Source organism: Paenibacillus sp. MCAF9, from assembly GCF_052114265.1.
GTDB lineage: Bacteria > Bacillota > Bacilli > Paenibacillales > Paenibacillaceae > Pristimantibacillus.
Window position 1 is genome coordinate 564,795 of record NZ_JBFREL010000001.1, and the last position, 21,310, is coordinate 586,104.

At 43.3% G+C, this 21,310-nt stretch carries 22 protein-coding genes; 3 read left to right on the forward strand and 19 right to left on the reverse strand.

Annotation, left to right across the window (positions count from 1 at the left end):
- Nucleotides 1-138 precede the first annotated feature (138 nt).
- The 5 genes from AB4Z45_RS02620 to AB4Z45_RS02640 form a co-directional block, all read right to left on the reverse strand.
- On the reverse strand, nucleotides 139-1,926 hold the full coding sequence (locus tag AB4Z45_RS02620; RefSeq protein WP_441907756.1) for an ABC transporter substrate-binding protein: 1,788 nt from the start codon (nucleotides 1,924-1,926) through the stop codon (nucleotides 139-141).
- Between the two features lie 58 nt (nucleotides 1,927-1,984).
- A complete protein-coding gene (hisA, locus tag AB4Z45_RS02625; RefSeq protein ID WP_441907757.1) occupies nucleotides 1,985-2,734 on the reverse strand; it encodes a phosphoribosylformimino-5-aminoimidazole carboxamide ribotide isomerase in 750 nt (249 codons plus the stop codon).
- A 110-nt stretch (nucleotides 2,735-2,844) separates the two neighbouring features.
- Nucleotides 2,845-3,531 (reverse strand): HAD family hydrolase, encoded by a 687-nt coding sequence (locus AB4Z45_RS02630; protein WP_441907758.1) that lies wholly within the window; start codon nucleotides 3,529-3,531, stop codon nucleotides 2,845-2,847.
- Nucleotides 3,532-3,559: 28 nt separating this feature from the next.
- On the reverse strand, nucleotides 3,560-4,111 hold the full coding sequence (locus AB4Z45_RS02635) for an NUDIX hydrolase (protein WP_441907759.1): 552 nt from the start codon (nucleotides 4,109-4,111) through the stop codon (nucleotides 3,560-3,562).
- Between the two features lie 171 nt (nucleotides 4,112-4,282).
- A complete protein-coding gene (locus AB4Z45_RS02640) occupies nucleotides 4,283-5,482 on the reverse strand; it encodes an oxalate decarboxylase family bicupin (RefSeq protein WP_441907760.1) in 1,200 nt (399 codons plus the stop codon).
- A gap of 137 nt (nucleotides 5,483-5,619) precedes the next feature.
- On the opposite strand from AB4Z45_RS02640, the gene nagZ reads away from it, so the two are divergent.
- Complete coding sequence (gene nagZ / locus AB4Z45_RS02645; RefSeq protein WP_441907761.1) at nucleotides 5,620-6,885, forward strand: beta-N-acetylhexosaminidase; 1,266 nt, start codon at nucleotides 5,620-5,622, stop codon at nucleotides 6,883-6,885.
- 121 nt (nucleotides 6,886-7,006) lie between these two features.
- Here nagZ and fabI read toward each other — a convergent pair whose 3' ends face one another.
- From fabI to AB4Z45_RS02680, 7 genes are all read right to left on the reverse strand, one after another.
- Complete coding sequence (gene fabI, locus AB4Z45_RS02650) at nucleotides 7,007-7,783, reverse strand: enoyl-ACP reductase FabI (RefSeq protein WP_441907762.1); 777 nt, start codon at nucleotides 7,781-7,783, stop codon at nucleotides 7,007-7,009.
- Between the two features lie 32 nt (nucleotides 7,784-7,815).
- Nucleotides 7,816-8,406, reverse strand: a complete 591-nt coding sequence (locus tag AB4Z45_RS02655) for an AAA family ATPase (protein WP_441907763.1) — start codon at nucleotides 8,404-8,406, stop codon at nucleotides 7,816-7,818.
- Nucleotides 8,407-8,475: 69 nt separating this feature from the next.
- Entirely contained in the window at nucleotides 8,476-9,369 is an 894-nt protein-coding gene (locus tag AB4Z45_RS02660) for a DinB family protein (RefSeq protein ID WP_441907764.1), read from the reverse strand.
- Between the two features lie 37 nt (nucleotides 9,370-9,406).
- Complete coding sequence (locus AB4Z45_RS02665) at nucleotides 9,407-10,123, reverse strand: class I SAM-dependent methyltransferase (protein WP_441907765.1); 717 nt, start codon at nucleotides 10,121-10,123, stop codon at nucleotides 9,407-9,409.
- A 173-nt stretch (nucleotides 10,124-10,296) separates the two neighbouring features.
- Nucleotides 10,297-10,572 carry a hypothetical protein gene (locus tag AB4Z45_RS02670; RefSeq protein WP_441907766.1) on the reverse strand — a complete coding sequence of 92 codons (276 nt, stop codon included), beginning with the start codon at nucleotides 10,570-10,572 and terminating at the stop codon, nucleotides 10,297-10,299.
- A gap of 14 nt (nucleotides 10,573-10,586) precedes the next feature.
- Nucleotides 10,587-11,132, reverse strand: coding sequence for a hypothetical protein (locus AB4Z45_RS02675; RefSeq protein WP_441907767.1), 546 nt, complete (start codon nucleotides 11,130-11,132; stop codon nucleotides 10,587-10,589).
- Between the two features lie 75 nt (nucleotides 11,133-11,207).
- On the reverse strand, nucleotides 11,208-12,104 hold the full coding sequence (locus AB4Z45_RS02680) for an AraC family transcriptional regulator (RefSeq protein WP_441907768.1): 897 nt from the start codon (nucleotides 12,102-12,104) through the stop codon (nucleotides 11,208-11,210).
- Nucleotides 12,105-12,236: 132 nt separating this feature from the next.
- On the opposite strand from AB4Z45_RS02680, the gene AB4Z45_RS02685 reads away from it, so the two are divergent.
- A complete protein-coding gene (locus AB4Z45_RS02685) occupies nucleotides 12,237-13,076 on the forward strand; it encodes a phytanoyl-CoA dioxygenase family protein (protein ID WP_076269320.1) in 840 nt (279 codons plus the stop codon).
- Between the two features lie 677 nt (nucleotides 13,077-13,753).
- Nucleotides 13,754-15,103 (forward strand): lytic polysaccharide monooxygenase, encoded by a 1,350-nt coding sequence (locus AB4Z45_RS02690; protein WP_441907769.1) that lies wholly within the window; start codon nucleotides 13,754-13,756, stop codon nucleotides 15,101-15,103.
- 128 nt (nucleotides 15,104-15,231) lie between these two features.
- Here AB4Z45_RS02690 and AB4Z45_RS02695 read toward each other — a convergent pair whose 3' ends face one another.
- The 7 genes from AB4Z45_RS02695 to AB4Z45_RS02725 all read right to left on the reverse strand — a co-directional run bounded on the left by AB4Z45_RS02695 (nucleotide 15,232) and on the right by AB4Z45_RS02725 (nucleotide 21,306).
- The gene (locus tag AB4Z45_RS02695; protein ID WP_441907770.1) at nucleotides 15,232-17,157 is read right to left on the reverse strand and encodes an ABC transporter ATP-binding protein; all 1,926 of its coding nucleotides are present in this window, start codon (nucleotides 17,155-17,157) and stop codon (nucleotides 15,232-15,234) included.
- Nucleotides 17,158-17,345: 188 nt separating this feature from the next.
- Complete coding sequence (gene add / locus AB4Z45_RS02700; protein WP_441907771.1) at nucleotides 17,346-18,407, reverse strand: adenosine deaminase; 1,062 nt, start codon at nucleotides 18,405-18,407, stop codon at nucleotides 17,346-17,348.
- Between the two features lie 67 nt (nucleotides 18,408-18,474).
- The gene (gene uraH / locus AB4Z45_RS02705; protein WP_441907772.1) at nucleotides 18,475-18,852 is read right to left on the reverse strand and encodes a hydroxyisourate hydrolase; all 378 of its coding nucleotides are present in this window, start codon (nucleotides 18,850-18,852) and stop codon (nucleotides 18,475-18,477) included.
- Nucleotides 18,853-18,858: 6 nt separating this feature from the next.
- On the reverse strand, nucleotides 18,859-19,809 hold the full coding sequence (pucL, locus tag AB4Z45_RS02710) for a factor-independent urate hydroxylase (protein WP_441907773.1): 951 nt from the start codon (nucleotides 19,807-19,809) through the stop codon (nucleotides 18,859-18,861).
- Between the two features lie 17 nt (nucleotides 19,810-19,826).
- Nucleotides 19,827-20,327, reverse strand: a complete 501-nt coding sequence (gene uraD, locus AB4Z45_RS02715; protein WP_441907774.1) for a 2-oxo-4-hydroxy-4-carboxy-5-ureidoimidazoline decarboxylase — start codon at nucleotides 20,325-20,327, stop codon at nucleotides 19,827-19,829.
- Nucleotides 20,324-20,809, reverse strand: coding sequence for a nucleoside deaminase (locus AB4Z45_RS02720; protein ID WP_441907775.1), 486 nt, complete (start codon nucleotides 20,807-20,809; stop codon nucleotides 20,324-20,326). Before AB4Z45_RS02720 ends, uraD begins: the two co-directional genes overlap by 4 nt.
- Nucleotides 20,806-21,306 (reverse strand): (2Fe-2S)-binding protein, encoded by a 501-nt coding sequence (locus AB4Z45_RS02725; RefSeq protein WP_441907776.1) that lies wholly within the window; start codon nucleotides 21,304-21,306, stop codon nucleotides 20,806-20,808. The genes AB4Z45_RS02720 and AB4Z45_RS02725 overlap by 4 nt, the downstream gene beginning before the upstream one ends.
- Nucleotides 21,307-21,310: the final 4 nt, after the last annotated feature.

Sequence of the window (21,310 nt, forward strand, 5' to 3'; positions counted from 1 at the left end):
ATTGTATATATAACCTTTATTTATTTTTGAAATTCGACTGCTGCCATGAAGTGTGTCTATACCTTTGACAATGTTGTCGATGAGCTCCTGCTCATTCATAACCTCACCTCGCAAATCCAAATAAAATCGATCTATTCATCACGTATTTCTTAACCAAACGTTTTTATAATCGATTTTACCCCAAGCGTTTAACGAAATTCCTTGCAGCGTTTGATGATGTCCTACAATCTGCAGGCTATGATATAAGAACAATAAGCTGAAATTTCGTTTGAGCTCCTCTTGTATGCTTATTAAATAACCCATTCTAATATCTGAATTCTCATACCGCAAACAGTTCGAAATTTGTTGATTGATATTCATCTTGTCAACCAGGCCTAGATGGTTCGTAATAAAACTGTTCTTTGACATATACATCTCAATAAGCGAAATATCGGGCTGTTCTCCGAGTACTTCCCCACTAAGGATCATATCCGCTTTCATTATGATTTCGGGATTAGCAAGCTCTTCGAGCGAAAGCTTTACGATTTCCAGTGAAATGCCTAAATGCTTGTATACCCTTTGCAGCCATTTCGAAGTTTGATCATTCGCAGGCATTTCATAAGTATATAACGTAATGGTCTCGCCCTTATATCCTGACTCTTCAAGCAATGTTGCCGCTAGTTGTGTATCATAATCGTTATAGAAAGCCTTATCCGTATCCTCTAAATTAAAGCCGGTTGAAGGCTGGTGCCTAATCCCGCCTAATTCGTGGATCATTTGCTGCCGATCTATTCCGTAGTGCAAAGCCTGGCGGAACTTCATTTGCTGCGTGATGCCTTTTTTCGCTGTATTGATAGTAATAAAAGTGCTGCCTTTCTCCAATTGGGCCAGCGCTGGTCTTAAACTCTCCTTGATTTGCGCTTCAAAATAAACCAGTTGATCTTCACCGTCTGACTGGAGCTGCTCTTGATTTTCCTCATAGTTTGGCCACACCCACATTTCAATGCGATCCAGATGAGGACAACCTTCCAAATAAAACTCATTGGCTTCTGCAACGAGCATAGACTCATTGTTTTTGGTAATCTTGAACGGTCCAGTCCCAATAGGCATGACGGCAAACTGCTCATCAGAACCAGTACCATCGAGCATTTCAGGTACAATGGAATAACGTTCCGTACAAAGGAAATGAAGAAACAGCGCGTTAGGCTCGTTTAGCTCAAAGGTAATGCTGTATTTGCTCGTTTCTTTTATTTCCTTAATCTTGGACGTTAACCACTCCGCAGGCGAGCTTGTGAGCAGTCTTTGAAAAGTAAATGCGACGTCTCTCGAGGTCATTATCTTATCATTGTGAAAACGAACGCCCTTGCGCAAAAAAAACGTCCAGCTCGTTTTCATAACATTGCTTTCCCAGTAATGAGCAAGCTGAGGGTGGAATTTACCATCCTGATTTGAATATCTGACCAATGTATTAAAAACCTGCTCTATCCAATGCGTTTCCATGCGGCGACAGACGAAAGCAGGATCTAAGCGCAAGAGAGGACGATAAAAGGGAAACCTCAGTACATCCTTCTCCTCCATATCCCGCTTCACACCAAATAATTCAGACAACCATGTCATAATTTCGGATTTCACAGCTGGATCCTGAAGCATCTCAAGCATGCTCCAAGCCTCGTTGATCTTCCCTTTCTCGACTAGCCCCTTCGCTTTGCCGAGTACGATATCACGGTATGAAACAAGAAATACGATTTGCGAGAGATTGCCGCGGCCACGACCGGGCAACCATTCGATATAGCTCTTTTCCATCATTTTTGTCAAAAGTATTTGTACATTTCTGCGTGTACAAGACAATATGTCGCAGATCCGTTCCATGGATAAAAAAATAGGCTCGCGTTCTGGGTTTGCTGGAAAAGTGTTTCTTAACCTGCAATAATATTCTTCCACATCCATCCTTAACACCACCTAGGAAACGAAGTCTCAGTTAGCCAGCTTCGTTGCTGTTTTCTCTCTAAGCCTTGTTACTGTAGGCAACAACTTCCTCATAGGATAACTGCCCGCCAAAAATATCAAGCGCACTGCCGATTGTAATATCCAGCTTGCCATTTGAAAGATCATTAAATTGATCCATATCCGCAATCGACCTTGCCCCGCCGGCATAGGTTGTCGGAATCGTTACCCAATCAGCTAACGAACGAACGAGACTTTGCTGAATGCCGCTCTGCTTGCCTTCCACATCAACAGCATGAACAAGAAACTCATTGCAATATTGCTCAAGGAATGAAATGTTTTGTTGGTTAACAACGAACTCGCTGAATTGCTTCCATTGATTCGTCACAACAAACCATTGCCCGTCCTTCTCCTTGCAGCTTAGATCGATTACTAAACGGTCTTTCCCCACTTCAGCGACGATCTTCGCAAGATGATCCTCATTCAGCTGACCATCTTTAAAAATATATGAGGTTACAATAATATGCGATGCGCCCTTCTCCAAATAATAGGCAGCGTTATCCGCAGTAATACCACCGCCAATTTGCAAACCGCCGGGATATGCCGCAAGAGCCCGAACTGCCGCTTCCTCGTTTCCGCCGCCGAGCATAATCACGTGACCGCCCGTAAGCGCGTCTTTCTYGAACAGTTCTGCATAATAAGCAGAATCTTGTTTGGATACAAAGTTCTCTATAATTTCGGCATTCAACGTTTCACCGACGATTTGTTTCACTTTACCGTCATGCAAATCGATACAAGGTCTAAATTTCAATTTTCATTCCTCAATTCTGTATGTTGTAAGTATGAATATTCTCTATATGAAAAATAACCTAATCCTCTATGTAAATCAACAATGCTGCGCAATCTTGATGGTTTTATTACTTAACGCTTCTCCACTGTACGTGTTTTCTTTAATTCTATCGTTTCAATAAGCTCAGACAAGCTTCGATCTGCCATTGAAGGAATGAGTAAATCATAATCCATGAAAGCAAAATCTTTCGTCAGCTCGTTTGGAACGATCACTGTATGTAATCCTGCTGCTTTAGCTGCCAAAAAGCCATTTAGAGAATCCTCGAATGAAATCGCTTCACTCGCTTCAACTCCTAGCTTCTGCAGCGCCAGTAAATACAGCTCCGGATTAGGTTTGACCCGTTCGACCTCATCAGCCGTACTGAATTTGTCAAAATAATGATCCAATTGATGTTTAACCAAATATGGCTTTATCCAAGAAAGCTGAGAGCTGGATGCAAGACCAACTTTGAGATTCATGCGCTTCGCCTCATTCAAGTAGTCAATCACGCCTGGGCGAAGATCAGCTGACTTAAGGAGCTCTGCATAGACTTCTTTGAATTTTGCTTTAACAGCTGCTAAATCTATCGTTTCAGTTACACAATCGGCAATATAAGTATAAGGGTTAAATTGATCCAGCGACGTCCCTACACATTTGGCATACAGCGTCACAGGCAGCTCTACTCCATACTCCTCATAAACTTGACGAAAAGCATAATAGGATGGCGTTTCCGTATCAATAATAAGACCGTCAAAATCAAAGACCAACGCTTTAATCAATCGACTCATCCTCTCTACTGTACATTCATTATCTATGCGATTCTTGTTTAATCGCGTAACCGCTTAAATATAGCTCTCTACTAGAAGTATCTGATTCGATGCTGGAAGAAATCTGTTTATGTTTAATATCGATTAAATTCTCGTTTTTATAGACGCAATGATGATCGTAACTATGGGCTTCATTCAGCATCATAGGCAGTGTGGTTGGAATATTGGACACGATGCCGACATTGTTTTTATCCATAATCCATTCGAATGTTTTCCAATCCAAAATCCCTTCATCTGTTTTCTTAGGTGTCGCATATTCAAAGGAAGCCGGCACTTCTGCTATATACGCATACATGCCGCCAAAATCAAAATTATCGCCAGACCAGGTAACTAATCCTTTAAAATGCAAATCGTAATGACGAATACCCGTTTCTTCTTCAAGCTCTCTAATCATTGCTTCCCTAGGAGACTCCTGCGCTTCGAGCTTGCCGCCAATCCCATTCCAGCAGCCCATCCAGCTGGATTTCTCTCGATTAAGCAACAATATTTCATTAGCGCGTTTAATAAAACAAATATTATATTTCAGCATCATCGTTCTCCTATGTTCGTGTTCTTATATAAAATTTGTACTATTCCTATCTATCAGCATAGCTATACTTTACCACATTGCTGTTTTAGAAGAGAACCTGTCCACAAAATTAAGAAGATTTCCCAAAAAGCATGAAATCACTTTTTAGAAAATCTTCATTATCATCATATCTGCTTACTTCGGTTTATAGGAGAAGTTTGGATATTTTACAACAGGCCATTTCTCTTTGCGCAGGGCATCTATCAGCTCCGGACCGACATGCAAATTACTTTCAACCAGTTCACACGGAGTTAGCGCCATCCACTGGTTCAATGACACATCAACAAAGCGATCACTTTTGAACATCTCCAAAAACCAAAGTGATTGGCTGCCCGTATTTTGGATATAATGTCCATAAGCAAATGGTACGTATCCAACGTCACCTGCACGATAATCAAAGGTTCGAGCGACACCGTTTCCAGCAAACACGGTCATACGACCCTGTCCAGCAAGATAATATTGCCACTCATCGTTGTTTGGATGCCAGTGAAGCTCTCGCATTCCTCCCGGCAGTATCTCTACGAGAGCAGCAGCAATCGTTTTCGAGATGGGAAAGTTTGAGGAATCCACAATCCGCACACTTCCGCCAGGAGTTTTAAGTGGTGGTTGCGCCAACAAGCGATGTGTAAAAGGAGATGGAACCTCCCCATATGGTGATTGCACCTTTTGGCTTTCAATCGACCCTGGCACCTCATCCTGATAAATATAAACCTGATCGGAAGGAATATGTTGAAAAGCACTTTCGGGAACGCCAAAATTTGCAGACAACACATCTTTTGGGGTATGTGCAAACCAATCGGATATGGATAATGTATTCAGATCAGAGAAGGTGCCATCATCAAAAACAAGCAAAAATTCGCAGCCGCCCTCAAGCCCTTGAATGGAATGAGGGATGCCAGCCGGAAAATACCAAAGATCTCCTTCACCGATGTCAGCGATCATATTGCGTCCAGCTTGATCAACTGAAGTAATTCGTGCTTTACCAAACAGCATATAAGCCCATTCGGCTTGCTGATGCCAGTGCATCTCCCGAACGCCGCCTGCTGTGAGACTCATATTGACTGCCGCGAGAGTTGTTGCGATCGGTAAGTCTCGAACGGTTACCTCGCGTGACCAGCCGCCTTTGTTTAATTGCATATGTGTATCCGAGAATGAAAATTTCAAATTAGGAAGCAAACCCGAATCGGTAACGGGAGGGACGAGCATGTTCGGGTTTTCAATATCACGCATAATATCACGCGGACCTTGGTCTATATTTCCCGTTCCATCACTTGCTCGAATGGGCTGAGGGATAACTGAGCCGCTATTTGGATCTTGAGGATGATCCTCCATCATAGTCCTCCTCGACTTTAAAATAAGTGTAGTAGCTTTCATAACCTATACAGCTTATGATGGGAAAATGATGAATATTCAAATTGTCAGCAGGCATAAGTCGTGCCAATAAAGGTGATCATGCAACGAGGGAGGAATTTATGATGATAAAAAAAGCAGTTACACTACTAACCCTTTTAATCATTTGTTCAAGTTGCAGTACGGGTAACACTTCAACATCTCCATCACCAACAATAAGTCCAAGTGACCAGCCAACGATTATGCCTAGCCCGAAACCGACTGACAAATCGACTGACAAGCCAGCGGAACAAAATGATCCGCTCAAACAAAAAATCGCCAACATGACTTTAGATGAGAAAATCGGCCAAATGGTCATCGTAGGTCTTGAAGGTACTTCAATGGATAAGCAGGCAAAAGAGCTAATTGAAAAATACCGGGTTGGCGGATTTATTTTGTATAAGGACAATATGAACGATGCAGCACAAATATTAAAACTGCTTAATCAGCTAAAAGAAACCAATCAAAAAAACCTAACACCTCTATGGCTAAGTGTCGATCAAGAGGGCGGGAAAGTGAATCGTATGCCCGAAGAGTACATTAAGCTTCCTCCCCCCGCTGAGGTTGGTAAAGCTGGCAATACCGATTACACATTTCAAATTGGACAAGCGCTTGGTGAAGAAGTTCGCTCCATCGGATTTAACATGGATTTTGCGCCTGTATTAGATATTAACAGCAACCCAAAAAATCCTGTCATCGGCAATCGATCCTATGGGTCGAGCGCAGAAGTAGTCATTACACATGGCCTGGAAACGATGAAAGCCATTCAATCTAAGCAAGTGGCTGCAGTCGTCAAGCATTTTCCAGGACACGGCGATACTTCAGTAGATTCTCACCTCGATCTGCCTGTCGTGAATAAATCCTTGGCAGAGCTGAAGGCATTTGAGCTGCTTCCATTCGTCGAAGCGATCCAGCAGGATACCGATGCGATTATGATTGCTCATTTGTTAATTCCGAAGATCGATAAAGACTACCCTGCTTCCCTTTCCAAAAAGATGATTTCGAAATTATTGCGCGAGGAACTCGGTTATGAAGGAGTCGTTATGACTGATGATATGACGATGGGCGGCATAACGGAGCATTTTGATGTTGGGAAAGCTGCAGTCACCTCGATTTTGGCTGGAAGTGATATCATCCTCATCGGACATGATTACAAAACGCAGCTATCCGTCCTCCAATCGCTCAAAAAAAATGCACGCGACGGCGTTATTTCAAGGGATATGCTGGATAAAAGCGTTTATCGCATTTTAAGCTTAAAAGAAAAGTATAAGCTTGAAGATAAAACACTACCTTCTATAGATGTAAAAGCTGTCAATCTTCAAATCAAAGCCGCTATTCAATCAAAATAAAGTGAATTGCAAAAGACAAATCTACCTAAACTTCGAATCGACTCTACCGTATAGGTTAAAACATCCATAAAAAAAGCTCAGACCTCGTTATGAGATCTGAGCCATTTTTTATTTGAACGAATTACAAAGCAAGAATGTGATAACCGGCATCCACGTGAAGAACTTCCCCTGTAATGCCTCTCGACAACTGGCTAAGCAAAAACATCGTTGCATCTCCAACTTCATCCTGATCTATATTGCGACGAAGCGGCGCTCTTTCTTCGATCGTGGACATAATGTCATTAAAGCCTGAAACGCCTTTTGCAGCAAGCGTCCGAATTGGACCAGCAGATACCGCGTTAACACGAATGCCATATTTACCCAAATCCTCAGCTAAGTACATTACACTGGCTTCAAGCGCGGCTTTCGCAACGCCCATAACATTATAGTTTTTTACCACACGTTCTGCGCCGATATACGTTTGCGTAACGATGCTTCCGCCTTCGGTCATAAGCTTCTTCGCTTCACGCGCAACGGCAACTAACGAGTAGGAGCTGGAGTTTTGCGCAAGCAGATAACCTTCTCTTGTTGTGTCTACATATTCCCCTTGCAGCTCATCCTTCTCAGCAAACGCGACGGAATGAACTACGCCATGAATAACGCCAACCTTCTGCTCCAATTGCTTAAATGCCTCAATAACACTATTGTCATCAAGCACATCGCAGGAAACGGTTTCCAACGCTTCTATTTGATGCTGCTCGAGCAGTTTTTTGAGTTTTTCCAATGATCTTTCCTTACGGTAAGTGAAAACCAGCTTAGCACCTTGATTGTGCAGTGATTTAGCTACTCCCCATGCTATGCTGCGTTCATTGGCTACACCCATAATTACGATTACCTTGTTGTTCATTAAGTTAGACATGATGTTCCTCCCAGTTTCCTAAGTTCTTTTTCTTAAAATCGAATGTGCTTCATCTGCGTGATCACGCGGTCAAACGATTTTTTTAACGAGCTTCTTTGGTCCGGCAGCAATTGAATATTCGAAAGCGCAGCAATATGCTCCACATTATCCATGATGGACGAATGATCCGTTTGCAGATGGTGACCAAACCTTTCATCCGAAAGAGCTGCCACACATCTCTTTATTTGCTGTATCGGCCAAGAGTTTTTCCGCTCGCCTCTGCCCCGAAGTCGTTTCATTAAAGTCTCTTCTGTTGCACACAGAGCATAGTGAATAATTTCCACTCCATCTCCCCGTAAGCGACCAATGATCTCCTCAAAATATTGCGGATTAACGACTGTCATCGGTACGATTATGATGCCATCATAGGTTTCATCGAGATGCTTCAGCATCGCATAATTAAAGTCACGCCACATCGGATTTTGTTGAAAATCACTCGTATGAGTTGAAGGCGGCGTATTTTTACGAATAAAATAACCAACATTCTCTGGATCGTATACAAATGAATGTTCCGCTCTTTTATGCAGTTCATACGCAGTTTGTGTCTTCCCAGCGCCAAACGCGCCATTAATCCATATAATCATGACTGTCACCTCGACATCATTGTCATATCATTGTTCTATACTAACGATTCGCTTCGTCATATTCAACTTCTATTTCGAAATTGGCATACTTTTTTCTATTAAAGCTGCCTGTCGCTCATAGATAATATAATCTGTAAGTATCGGTTCTGCTCCAGCTTGCCTAAGCAATAAAGCGATTTGTCCGCGGTGGTAGCTGCCATGCAAAACAACCTGCGTAAGGATATCGCTTATTTTTGTAGTAAACGGATTTCCTTTACTGTCTGAGTAATTACTTTCATTCCGATAGTCCGATTCAACCAGCTTGGAGAACAAAACTTCATAGTCCGCTTTATTTTGCTCAGCGAAACGTTCACATTGCTCTAAGGTGTGCGTCGGCCAAATCGCCATCCCCGCACTATCTTCTCCATTAATACGGGTTAGCCATACCTTCTCGGCAGCAAGGACATGACTAAGCAAGCTTAATGACTTCTCCATTGGAAGGTCACTCAATTTGAGCGCCATAATAACTTGAGCATTCGCCCACGCGATATGTTGGAAACACTTCACAAAATGGTTATGTAAATGCCCTTCATTAGATTTGCCAACTGTAACAATATGAAGCGGCATCGAGAGAGTCGATGACAATGTGATTTCGAGCTGCTGCCCAGGAACTAACTCATTTAAAATTTCAGGGTAGATGATTCTAATTCGTTTCACTTTGCCGTTTTCGTTTAAAACATAAATAATATTTTTATGCTTGCTAACCATTTTGGCATGGATAATTTGGTAGTTTTTGTTGAATACATCCACGACGTATACTATAAAAAAAACAATCATTACAAATGTTACAAGAAAGAAAAAGAATCCTAGAGCTTCAGGACCATCATTCAAATAAATGTTTATAAATTGAATAACGGCATTCAAAACAAATACAAAGCTTGCCAGAAGACCCGTGTAGATGGACTTCATCGGTTTAAGATTCATATGCTCAACCCCCTCAATTTTGTTGTCAACGTACAATTTATCCTATCTTTCGGACGACAAAAGTGATGCAATCACTGCTCAGCAAAATATCCCTTTCATTTCTAACGATTGCAAATTCCAGCTGTTTAACGTGGTGGTCAATGACTTCCCAGCTCGTATATGCTTTGCTTAACAAATGCTCCATCGATTGTGTTTCCATATTTACTTCAATAAGAACTTCTAGACTTTTGCCGCTTCGTATATCTGTTTCGCGAATATTGGTGTTTATGATGATACAATTGATTCCATTATCTTTTGTACCCGCAGTCATACGATGCAGTGTATGACGCAGCATCGCTTCAGTATTCACATGTTCCAGGGAGGATACTGCTACAATATAATCATATTCTTTCTCTGAAATTGTAAAATTGCCTATATCGCTTGCAACCGGCTTTAGTAAATGATGCACTCCAAATTGCTCGCCATAACTCATTAGCTTAAGCAGGGCTGACTCCAAGAGATCCACGCATACCACTTGTCCCTGAATATGAAGTTCTTGCAAAACCTTCGCTATCGGTATGCTATTTCTACCTACTCCGCAGCCTAAATCAAGGACAGATAGTGGGCCTGATTGATCAAGTAAGTCTAGGTTATTCATAACCGTCAGCACAGGCTTATGCAGCCACGAGCCTTCCTCAAACAATTTATAATCATCATAGCAGGCTTCGTGATATTTTTTCTCTTCCTCTCTAATTCTCGCTACCCTCTCATCCATAAAATAACCCTCTCTCTTTTTATGTGGCGTACTGGGTAATATTGATAGGTCTACTTAAATCCTGACATAACGATGAGGTGGAAGCAACAAAATTTTACGCAGGTATCGCATAATTAATGGGTAAATAAAAAAAAGGATTTGCTGACTCGCGCCGAGCAATCCCTTTAGATTTATTATGGCTCAATGGAAATGAGTGTAGGTCTTTCCCATTTTCGATGTTCATATTTAATATAATAATCATGATCCACTTCAATTAGTTTATAGATGCCTTTAGGAATTTGAATCATGTCTTGCTGTCCGCTCAAGTCCTGAATTTTAATGGCTGTTTCATGAACCTCAATCACTTTCACCTGTGCTCCTGTTACATTCGAGTAAGAATTCCATACCGCTAATGCAAACAAAAGCAATATGATCATTCCGATGGCAGCAAGCCTGTTAGTCTTATTCATATCTACCTCCAAAATTAAGCTTGTTGATCCTCAGCAAGCATTTCTTTTATTATCTCAATATTTATTGCTGCTCTATGATTCAAGGACTTTTTGTCCTTTAGGTTTAACGATTTTAAATCATGACCCGGATCGATGATCAACGCACTCGACATAACGTCATCCAGAAGCTGAGCGGCTGATTTATACGCTTGATGAAGCAGCTCGGTACTCGCTTTACTTCTAAGTAGTTTAATTATTTCGATCATACTTTCAGCATACATCAGCTTTACGATACTATCGGAGGACTTGACGTGACGATTAGCGAAAGCCATAACATGATCTACTATTATTGGATCTGGATTGTTTTTGGCGATCGACAGCAGCTCAAGAACAGCGTCCCAGTTTCTAATGGACAGCTCACTGGCGTTTTTGGCAATCATAACATCGTACCATGCCGTTTCCGTTTCTTTTGCAATCTCGTAGGACTTGTACTCCTCTAACTCTCCCGCGCGATGCATCTGAAAATAATTGCCGTAGTAGGCAGTGAATAACTCTTGTGCACGACTATTCGTGTCTACCATTCTATCTCCACCTTCAAATTATACCTATAAACAAATGTCCAACTAGTATAGCAACTATACGATGATTTCGATACCTCATTCTTGCTTCTTATCATTAATTGTTTTCTTCGTTTGTCCAAGCATGCGAAATTGCGACGGCGTAAGCCCCGTTACTTCCTTAAATTGATGGCTGAAATAATGTATGCTTTTGAATCCGAGCCTTATCGAAAGCGACTCCATCTTCTCCCCTAGAAGAAGAGCCTGCTTCGCCCTCTTAATCCGTTCTCTAATCATAAAATGCTTCGGTGTAAGACCCGCTTCTTCCTTGAACAATTTAGAGAAATGGATAGGATGATAACCGCATAATGCAGCAAGCTCCGCTACCGACCAGTTGTAATCGGGCTGCAGCTGCATCGCTTGAATAGCAGGTTCTATTTTATGATTGGCATTAGCCGACAAACTGCCTTCCAGCATATGGCGATACATAACCGTGATTGCTTGGATCATTAAGGCACGCAGTGCCATGGTATACCCCGGCTGCTCCCCTTTATACTCCTTAACCATACGCGTCCATATCGCTTCCAGCCCAGGCACTTCAAACAATGTGGGCATAAGAAGCTGGCTTGCCGTCCCGCACACAAGTACCGGATTGTTAGAAACACCCTGTGGCGGCCATGAATTGAAAAACCGAATGCCAAGTCCAGGATGCACAGGCTCTGGAGAATCATGCTGCCAACTGAAATGAATGCTGTAAAAGTCCGTTTTCTCCGTTGCTTTCAAATAGGACTGACAATCAGGACCGTAGTACACGCATTCTCCAGGTCCGATCGTATAGGTCTGATTATTGATATATAGCTCGGCACAGCCCGTAATGACGTTCATGATTTGGCAGTCGGGAATGACTCGAACTCCCCAATTCTCCCCTGCTTCCGCCGTTTGTCTAACGGCGAAGTTGACTGTTGGTGCTATTTTCTCAAGCTCGATAGTAGACATATGCGCTCCTTTTCTCCACATTATAAGAAAAACACAAATGATTCATTGATTTAGGAAAATACAATGCTTCACGCTTTCATTATGATTAGGTTATCAACAATCATAATCAAGCTTGAGGAGAGGTGCAAGAGTATGTTGAATGCTGCACAGTTAGCTGAATTCGAGAAAAATGGTTTTTTGAAAGGCGATGTGGTCTTAAACGATGCTGAGGTTGAACGTTTACGCGAGGAACTAGATTTGGTTATGGAAGGAAAAGCGGTCAAGAAACCCATTCTTAACCACAATATGCGTGAGGAAGAGGCTGACTCCTTATACAAGGGCATGAAGATGAGCGTCAGTGAAAAGGTAGTCCAAATCGTAAATATATGGATGGCTAGCGATGCTTATTTGCAGCATGCCGGACATTCTGTTATTTGCGAAGAGATCGCACAATTATGCAAAACCGATACCCTTCGTGTCTGGCATGATCAGATCCAGTATAAACCACCAGTAACGGGAGGACCGACGCCATGGCATCAGGATCATCCGTTGTGGCCGGTTATTCAGCCAGCTGACCTCGTCAGTGCATGGGTTGCCCTTGACGATGCAGTCATCGAAAACGGCTGCATGTGGATGGTACCCGGCAGTCATAGATGGGGCGATCATCAGAAATATCTCGCAAGTACGCCTGACTTTATGCCTTTTCACCGCAAACCCGAATTACTGCCTGAAGGCGCAGTCGTTGAAGCTGTACCGTTCGAGATTAAGAAAGGGCAGGTCGGCTACCATCACAGCCTCACTTGGCATGGCAGCCCGCACAACCGTTCCGAGCTTAAACGTAGAGCAATCGCTGTTCATTACATGCCTGGCCACACCATTTATTCGCCAACAAGCAATCATCCCATGGTGCCTTATGTAACGGTTAATGAGGGAGATATTTTATCAGGCGAGCACTTCCCTGTAGTTTACAGCGCAGCTGCTGCAATGAAATAATCTACTGATATTTTAAAATATATCTAAAGTGATAAAGGCGAATTTCCATTCTATTAGGAATGAAAGTTCGCCTTTTTTATGCTTTTCTATATGTAAGCTGTTTCAATCGTATTCATAGTTAAATCACTTTTTTTGCAATTTGGCTGTCTTTGCTGGGTTTTTCAGTAAAAAGAGATTTTTCTCCTATCCAAAGTCCTAGAATTTCTTCCAAAATCAATGTAAAAATGATAATAATACCTTACACCATTCAACGAAAAAGCCTTTATCCATGCGGCATAAGCGTCATTTTATAATCGTTTTAATCCTTTATTTGTGATATTCAATCAAAAGTTTGATTAAATGCTCCAAAATACACTCATAATTGTCGCGAAAATGTAGTACACTGAGTTCAGCGACAAAGACATTATACATTTGTCCCCCCTAAACACTCGTAATGACCTCCTAAAATGATTTAGCCATTCATCAATCTAGAGCCAATTGCCCTTTTGAACAGCGCAGAATACACAAACTAAACTGGATATGAACTCTTCAGAGTTTATATATACAATCTCTATGAACAGGAGGTTTGTTCCCGCACGTTTGCTCAAATGCAACACGAAACGAATAAGCGTTGGTCATTCCAGCTCTTAGACGTGACGGCAATTCCATCTTCCCCAAATTTGAAGGAGGCTACTGCATTGTCAACTATTCGTTCATCACATTTTAAGGTAAAACATCTTCGTACTTACATTGGCATTCTGCTTATTACTGCTCTAGGATTGACGCTGTTCTCACAACAGCTTTTTGCACATGGTTATGTTGAAGGGCCTGCCAGCCGTGCTGCACTTTGTAAATCTGGTCAAAATACTGATTGTGGTCCAATCGTTTATGAGCCTCAAAGCCTTGAAGCACCTAAGGGTTTCCCCGCAGCAGGTCCTGCTGACGGTAAAATAGCTAGCGCTAATGGCGCTTTCCCTAAACTTGATGAGCAATCCGCTACTCGCTGGTCGAAAGTGAATATGTCTTCCGGTCCAAATACATTTACTTGGAAGCTGACTGCTAATCATGCAACAGCTAGCTGGAAATACTATATAACGAAACCAAATTGGAATCCAAATGCTGCACTAACTCGGGACTCCTTTGATTTAACGCCATTCTGTTCTGTAAATTATGGCGGCACGCAGCCTCCATTCTCCTATTCGAACAGCTGCAACGTACCTGAACGCAGCGGATATCATATCATTTTGGCGGTTTGGGAAGTCGCTGACACACCGAACGCTTTCTACAATGTCATTGATGCAAACTTCAGCGGCAGCAACCCTGTTGATACGCAAGCACCTACAGCACCTTCCGCTTTAACGACTACAGCGAAAACAACGAACAGCGTGTCCTTGGCATGGAATGCTTCGACGGACAATGTAAGCGTTACCGGATACCGGATATATAACGGCAGCACTTTAACTGGTTCCGTTTCCGGAACAACTCTTGCTTACAATGTAACGGGATTAGCTGCGAATACAGCTTATACATTCAGCGTCAAAGCAATCGACAATGCTGGCAATGAATCGAGTGCAAGCAACTCGCTGTCAGTTACAACAAACGCTCCAGTCGGCAATGATACACAAGCGCCAACTGCACCAGRCGCCCTTCATGTAATGGGTGCGCCAACATCCAGCAGCATAATGCTTATGTGGAATCCATCGACTGATAATGTAGGGGTATCAGGTTACCGCATTTATAACGGAACAACGTTAGTTACAACAGTAGCCGGCACTGCAACTTTTTACACGGTTACAGGACTTAGCGCAAGCACAGCTTATACATTTAATGTTCAAGCGATCGATGCTGCCGGCAATGTTTCCGCTGCAAGCACGGTTACTGGAACAACCGCTGCCGCTTCCTCGGCTGCACCTTGGGCAGCCAATACAGCATACACAACAGGTACACTTGTTTCGTACAATGGCTCCACATACGAGTGTCGTCAATCTCATACCTCGCTTGTAGGCTGGGAACCTTCCAATGTTCCTTCGCTATGGCTTTTGAAATAATTTAGGCTGCTCTGAGCCAATTGCTTTCAAACCTCGAATGAGTACAATAAATGCCTCGTAACAAAAAAGGCTGTCCCTCAAGGTCAATGTAGATCTAGACCTTGAAAGGCAGCCTCTTCTTATGTTCTTTATTGCGCCAGTCCTGTCATCTCTTCAGGCTTCATTGCCTTCAATTGCTGTTCATACAATTTGCGATAAAGCCCGCCTTCCCGAAGCAGCGTGCGATGGCTTCCTCTTTGTACAATTTCTCCATCATCGATAACCAATATCTGATTGGCGCGAACAACAGTAGCTAAACGATGCGCAATGACAAATGTTGTCCTTCCAACCATGAGGCGTTCAAGCGCTTCTGTCACCATAGCTTCCGATTCGGAATCAAGAGCAGATGTCGCTTCGTCCAAAATTAATATTTTTGGATCCTTCAAAATCGCTCTCGCAATGGCCAGCCTTTGCTTTTGTCCGCCCGACAATCGCATGCCTCGTTCGCCAATGACAGCTTCATAACCGTCCTTAAACGCGATAATGAAATCATGGGCATTTGCTGCTTTGGCAGCTGCGACAACCTCGTCATCCGTAGCATCGGGTCGACCATAAACCAGATTATCCCTGATCGTGCCCGAGAAAAGAATGTTTTCCTGTAAAACCAATGCAATATGCTTTCGCAAATCATCCAGATTGTATTCACGCACATCGACGCCGTCAATAAACACCGTACCCTCTACAGGCTCATAAAATCGCGGAATAAGGTTGATTAACGTCGATTTGCCTGCGCCGCTTGGCCCCACAAGCGCAATCACTTCGCCGGAGCGCGCTTCAAACGTAATGTCCTTTATGCCCTGTCTTTCTTCAATTGTAACTTCCGGCGGGAATGGATGTACATTCGTTGGTTTCCAATAAAACCGTTTCGTCGCCTTCTCACGTTCGATGATATCCGTGTCTTCAGTACCGTTAACGGTTTGTGCAGGTATTACATTTCGTGTCTTATAGTTATAGGTAACATTAACGAAAACGACATGCCCCTCACACGTTGGCATAGGAAGCGCATCCTCTGACTCCTTAATCGAAGGTTTCTCATCCAGCATTTCAAACACTCGTTCGATATTTGTAATCGAATTTTGAATGGTGACATTAACATCTGCGAATCGCTGTATCGGTCCATAAAGATTGCCCAGCAGCAATTGAAAAGCGATGATTTCACCTGCTGTCATTTTACCGGCAAGCACTAAGCTGCCTCCGCCGAGCCAAATGATAATGCCGCCAATATGGGCAAACGATTCACTAAGCCTGCCAAGCACATTTGAGAATAAATGAGCGTACACCGTATGGTTATAATGCTGCTTTGTCTGCTTGCCAAACCGGGCCCTCTCCTGTCTTTCGCCGTTGAATGCTTGCACGATCCGTATTCCCGCCATACGCTCGACGAGAGTGCCTGAGATCCGCTCCATCTGCCGATGAACGGAACGCCATGCAAGCCGAATATGCACATTCATGTTCGTAAATGACAAGTAATAAAAAGGCAAAATAATAAGTGAAAGCGATGCTAAGTACACATTCATCCGAAATAACAGAAACCCCGCAAAAAGCACCATAAACAAATCGAGAACAAGGTTAATGATGCCCCCGCCAATCAAGTTTTGAGCCCCTCCGATGTCATGAATGACTCTAGAGGATATTCCTCCCACTTGCCTTTGATCATAGAAGCTGACAGGCATCTTTTGCAGATGATGATACAGCTGCTCGCGAAGATCCTTCATCATCCGATTGCCAAGCATCGCTGAGAAATAATTTCTTAAAAAGCTGACAATAACACCAAAAAATAAAATAATAGCCATGATGCCTACAATTTGATAAAGCCCCCAGTTCCCTTTGCCTGCAAGTACATCGTCGAGCAAAATTTGCGTGTAGATGGGTGTTGATAGAGGTGCAACGAATTGAACCATACCTAACAAAATGATAAGTCCTATCGACCACCAATAAGGTTTTGCCCATAGTAAATATCGTTTAACTGGACTAATGTGAATCCCTCCCGAAACACAATTAATAACTTTTTCCATCTTAGTTCATGATGTAAGGGATTACAAAGCCCAAGGTGCACAGGATATAGCAGAAAATGGTTGCGATTGGGAGTAATGTCTATCTGTCAATGCTCAGATGAAACATTTTCAATAAATTCAAGGATTTAGGAGCAAAAACAAAGGCTCCACGTCAATATCCGACGTGAAGCCTTTTATCTTATATTTTGTTAAACCTTAAATCCTTTTGCTGCCCATTCATTTTCCAGCTTAGCAATCAATAATTGTTTCTCTGCTTCCTCTAAGAAAGCAGCCTTTGCGCCGTTTAGCACGATTTTGGCGATATCATTCATCGTTAAGCCGCAATGCTCAGCCAGCTGCTCATATTCCTTCTGAATCGTCGTATTCGAAACCGTTCGGTTGTCTGTATTTACTGTAACAATGATCCCATCCTCCAAATAACGGCGGATCGGATACGCGTCCCAGTTTGGAACAGCTTTTGTCTGGATGTTGCTGAGCGGGCACATCTCCAAAGGTATTTGTCGTTCCCTCACGAGAGCAACGACCTCCGGGTCTTCCTGCATCCGAATGCCGTGGCCGATACGTACAGCACCTAAGCCCGTGACAGCGACTCGGACGTTTTCCGCACCTGCCGCTTCTCCCGCGTGGATCGTAATCGGCAGCCCTAGCTGCTGTGCTTCTTCAAAGAGCTGAATGAACAACTTGGCGGGAAATCCTGCCTCGTCACCAGCCAAATCGACGGCAACGACTCCTTTATGATAAAATCGCGCTGCTTCTTCAACAACGTCCTTATTAAGCGCATAGGAATGATGCCTCATACAAATAATGATGGCTCTAGCTACCGTGCCAAATGCTTGCTCACCGCGCTTTAAGCCAATTATCACATGCTGGATGACATCCTGAATGCTTAAGCCTTGTGTGCGATGCAGCTGAGGAGCAAAGCGAACCTCAATATAGCTTACCTTATCGATTGCAGCCTGCTCAACAAGCTCATAAGCAACTCTCTCTAACGCTGATCCCGTTTGCAAGTATGGCAAGACAAAACCAAACCTGTCTAAATACTCCTTTAAGCTCTCGCAAGTTTCTCCAACCTGCATATGAGACAGAAGCTCCTTTTCCGAGTCTATTTGTAAAGGATTTCCTTGCTCGATAGCAAGCTCTCTAATGGTCTCCGGCTTTACACTCCCATCCAAATGCACATGCAAATCAACCTTAGGCAGCTGCGACAATAACGTTGTCATAGCTGCAGTTTTTTCATTCATTAACGCCATCGTCAAATCCCCTTTCGGTATATTCATACACTATCCTGATAGTTTGTATACATGAACGCAGAATGGGCTAGCTTCCACGATAGGTGCTGTAGCCGCCAGGAGCAACTAATAATGGAACGTGATAATGCGAGTTTTTATCGCGAATGCGGAACCTAATCGGAATTTCATCAAATATGCTCTCTTCTATCGCTGACAAATGTTCCGATCGCCGAAAAAATTCTCCTGCTGCAAAAACGATCTCATAGGTTCCGCACTGAATATTTTCACCCAGAAGCAATGGCTCATCAACGCGTCCATCTTCATTGGTCTGATAAGAACCAATGAGCCTAGGCTGCTTTGCGGCTTCCGCACTCTCCTCACCCAAATACCATAGCTCTATGGTTATGCCAACAACCGGTTTGCCTCCAGCAAGATCAAGAACATGCGTCGTAACTTTTCCGTTCACTCCGGATCACTCCCCCTCAATCAGGTCAGCTCTTGTAAGAGTGAATCCTTGGAAACCATAAGGCGGACGTGGTTCAGTAAACACGCCTGCTGCTGCGGAATGCTCAGGCTCCATTACCGTTTCCCATGTCCGATTGTTCGACTCGAATCGAACCTCAGACAGCTGTGGGAAGGTTGTAAGAATGCTTTTTCCAATTTGATAGATTAAATACTGAATGGAAGGTGAGTTTGCAACATGGAACAACGTGTGGGCTAAATCATGAATCTGCTCGGATGGAACATAATTGCCGTGCCGACTGTCCAATGCATCCTCTGCATGCTCATAAGTCCAAAAGATATGAAGGAAAATAAATAAAGGACGATCATAACTTTCAGGCAAAGTTGTATATTCATCGCGAACGAATCCATAAAACGAGCTGCCCCTCACCTTAATGAGCTGAATGTGGGACAAAGCACTCTCTTGCTCAGCGAGTTGCAAGCTATTGGCTGTACGAATCCATTTTTGCGAAGCGCTCGCATGCTCGTTGTGCGATCTACGAAACACAAGCTGGCTATCGTTCCAGCTGCTGCCTTCGGCAATCGTGACGGAGTTAAAAGGCAGCCGATCCGCTCGAATCTCAATCGCATCGATATGCGAATAACGCTCCATAAATCGCTCGCTTATGAAAGCTAGCAGTCCCTCAGTTGTACTTCCTTCATAATGAGCAGTTTGCCGTAATATAAAATTTTTCATCGAGTCAGTAGCTACGACCTGAGCATTGTCACCCTCCGTAAAGGAGGTAAGCAGCACCTCGCTGCTCACGGAGAAGGTTATGTTATGAGCAAAAATAATATTAGGATCACCCGTATAAGTTGATTGAGGTATCGATTTAACAGAAAGCGGTATTGCGTATGTCCGGTAGCTCAGCACATCGCCTTTGCCATAATATAATGTTCGTCCGCTGCGTAATTTTAGCATAATGATCGTTCCTTTCTCTACTCCATGATGAGATCTCTTAATCGAAATCCGGATATTTTCTCAATTTCTCGCAATGCTTGCTCTATTTCTTCAGCAGCAGAATGCCATAATCTAGCTTCCATCGCTGCGAGTATATCCTCTTTCTGTTTTCCTCTTACTGCGAAAATAAAGGGAAACCCAAAAGATTTTACATACGTTTGATTTAATCCGAGGAAGAGCTCGTATTCATCTGCCGTCAATTGATCCAAACCAGCACCTTGCTGCTCCATCGCGGAATACTCGGCAACCGCAAGCCTTGTTCCAAGATCGGGATGGGCGCGGAACAAATCAATAATCGTCTCTACCCTTGATTCCCGCACAACGTTCATCATCGCGTCATGAAGCGCTTCGACCGAAGCAAACGGACGCGCTGCACTTGCCGAAGCGGCCACCCAAGGCGAATGCTCAAATATCGTTCCAAGCCATGTTATGAACTGCTCGCGGGAGCATTCATTGATTTCATCCATATTTATTTTCATTTCCAGTACCCCTCGTGAATCGTAATCACTGCATCCTCTACCTCCGGGAAAGGACCAAAGACCTGAATAGGCTTGCGTCCCTGTGCGAATACGACACGGCAAGGTAAATCCAGCGTTAAGTTTTGTTCATCATCCCCGGTCAGCTCAGCCAAACGTTTCTCAGAAATGCCAAATACGACAGTTCCAACATTCCCCCAATAGATCGAACCTGCACACATCGCACAAGGTTCTACCGTCGTATAAAGGGTATAATGCCAAAGCTCATCTTTATGAAATTGTTTGGAAGCTGCCTCCATCAACGTTCGTTCAGCGTGACCTGTACAGTTGGATTGTGTGATTTCCACATTGCCTTGCTCTAGGACAATCTCGCCTTCCATATTGACTAGAATAGCTCCAAACGGTGTATTGCCGGATGCTCTCGCTTTCTTAGATACTTCAATACTTTCTAACAAATAATAGATATGATTATGCCTATCCCTCATATCGCTTGACGCCTCCTTTCTATGGCTCGTTTCACAGCTCTCCATATTCCGCCATATCCAGTGCAGCGACACAAATTACCAGACAAAGCTTCTGCAATTTCATCATCTGACGGCTCTGGCTGGGAGTCGAGCAGCGCCTTAACGGATACAATCATTCCCGGTGTGCAATAGCCGCATTGAAAGCCGCCTTCCTCTAGAAAGGCTTGCCCGATCGGATCGATCCCCTCTGCAGAAACACCTTCTATCGTCGTAATCTGCTTGCCAGTGCATTGATAAGCCATCGTTAAACAAGAATTGACAGCCTGACCATCAATCAGAACCATACATGCGCCGCATCTGCCGATATCACATGAACGCTTCGTCCCAGTAAGCTCCAAATCATCTCGCAAAATGTTCAGCAATCTGGTGGAAGCTGCCGTTTCAATCCTAAACTCCTTTTCATTAATGAAGCATTGGAGTGCAAACGGTGATTGGACTTTTGCAGTATGATCGGTCATCTCT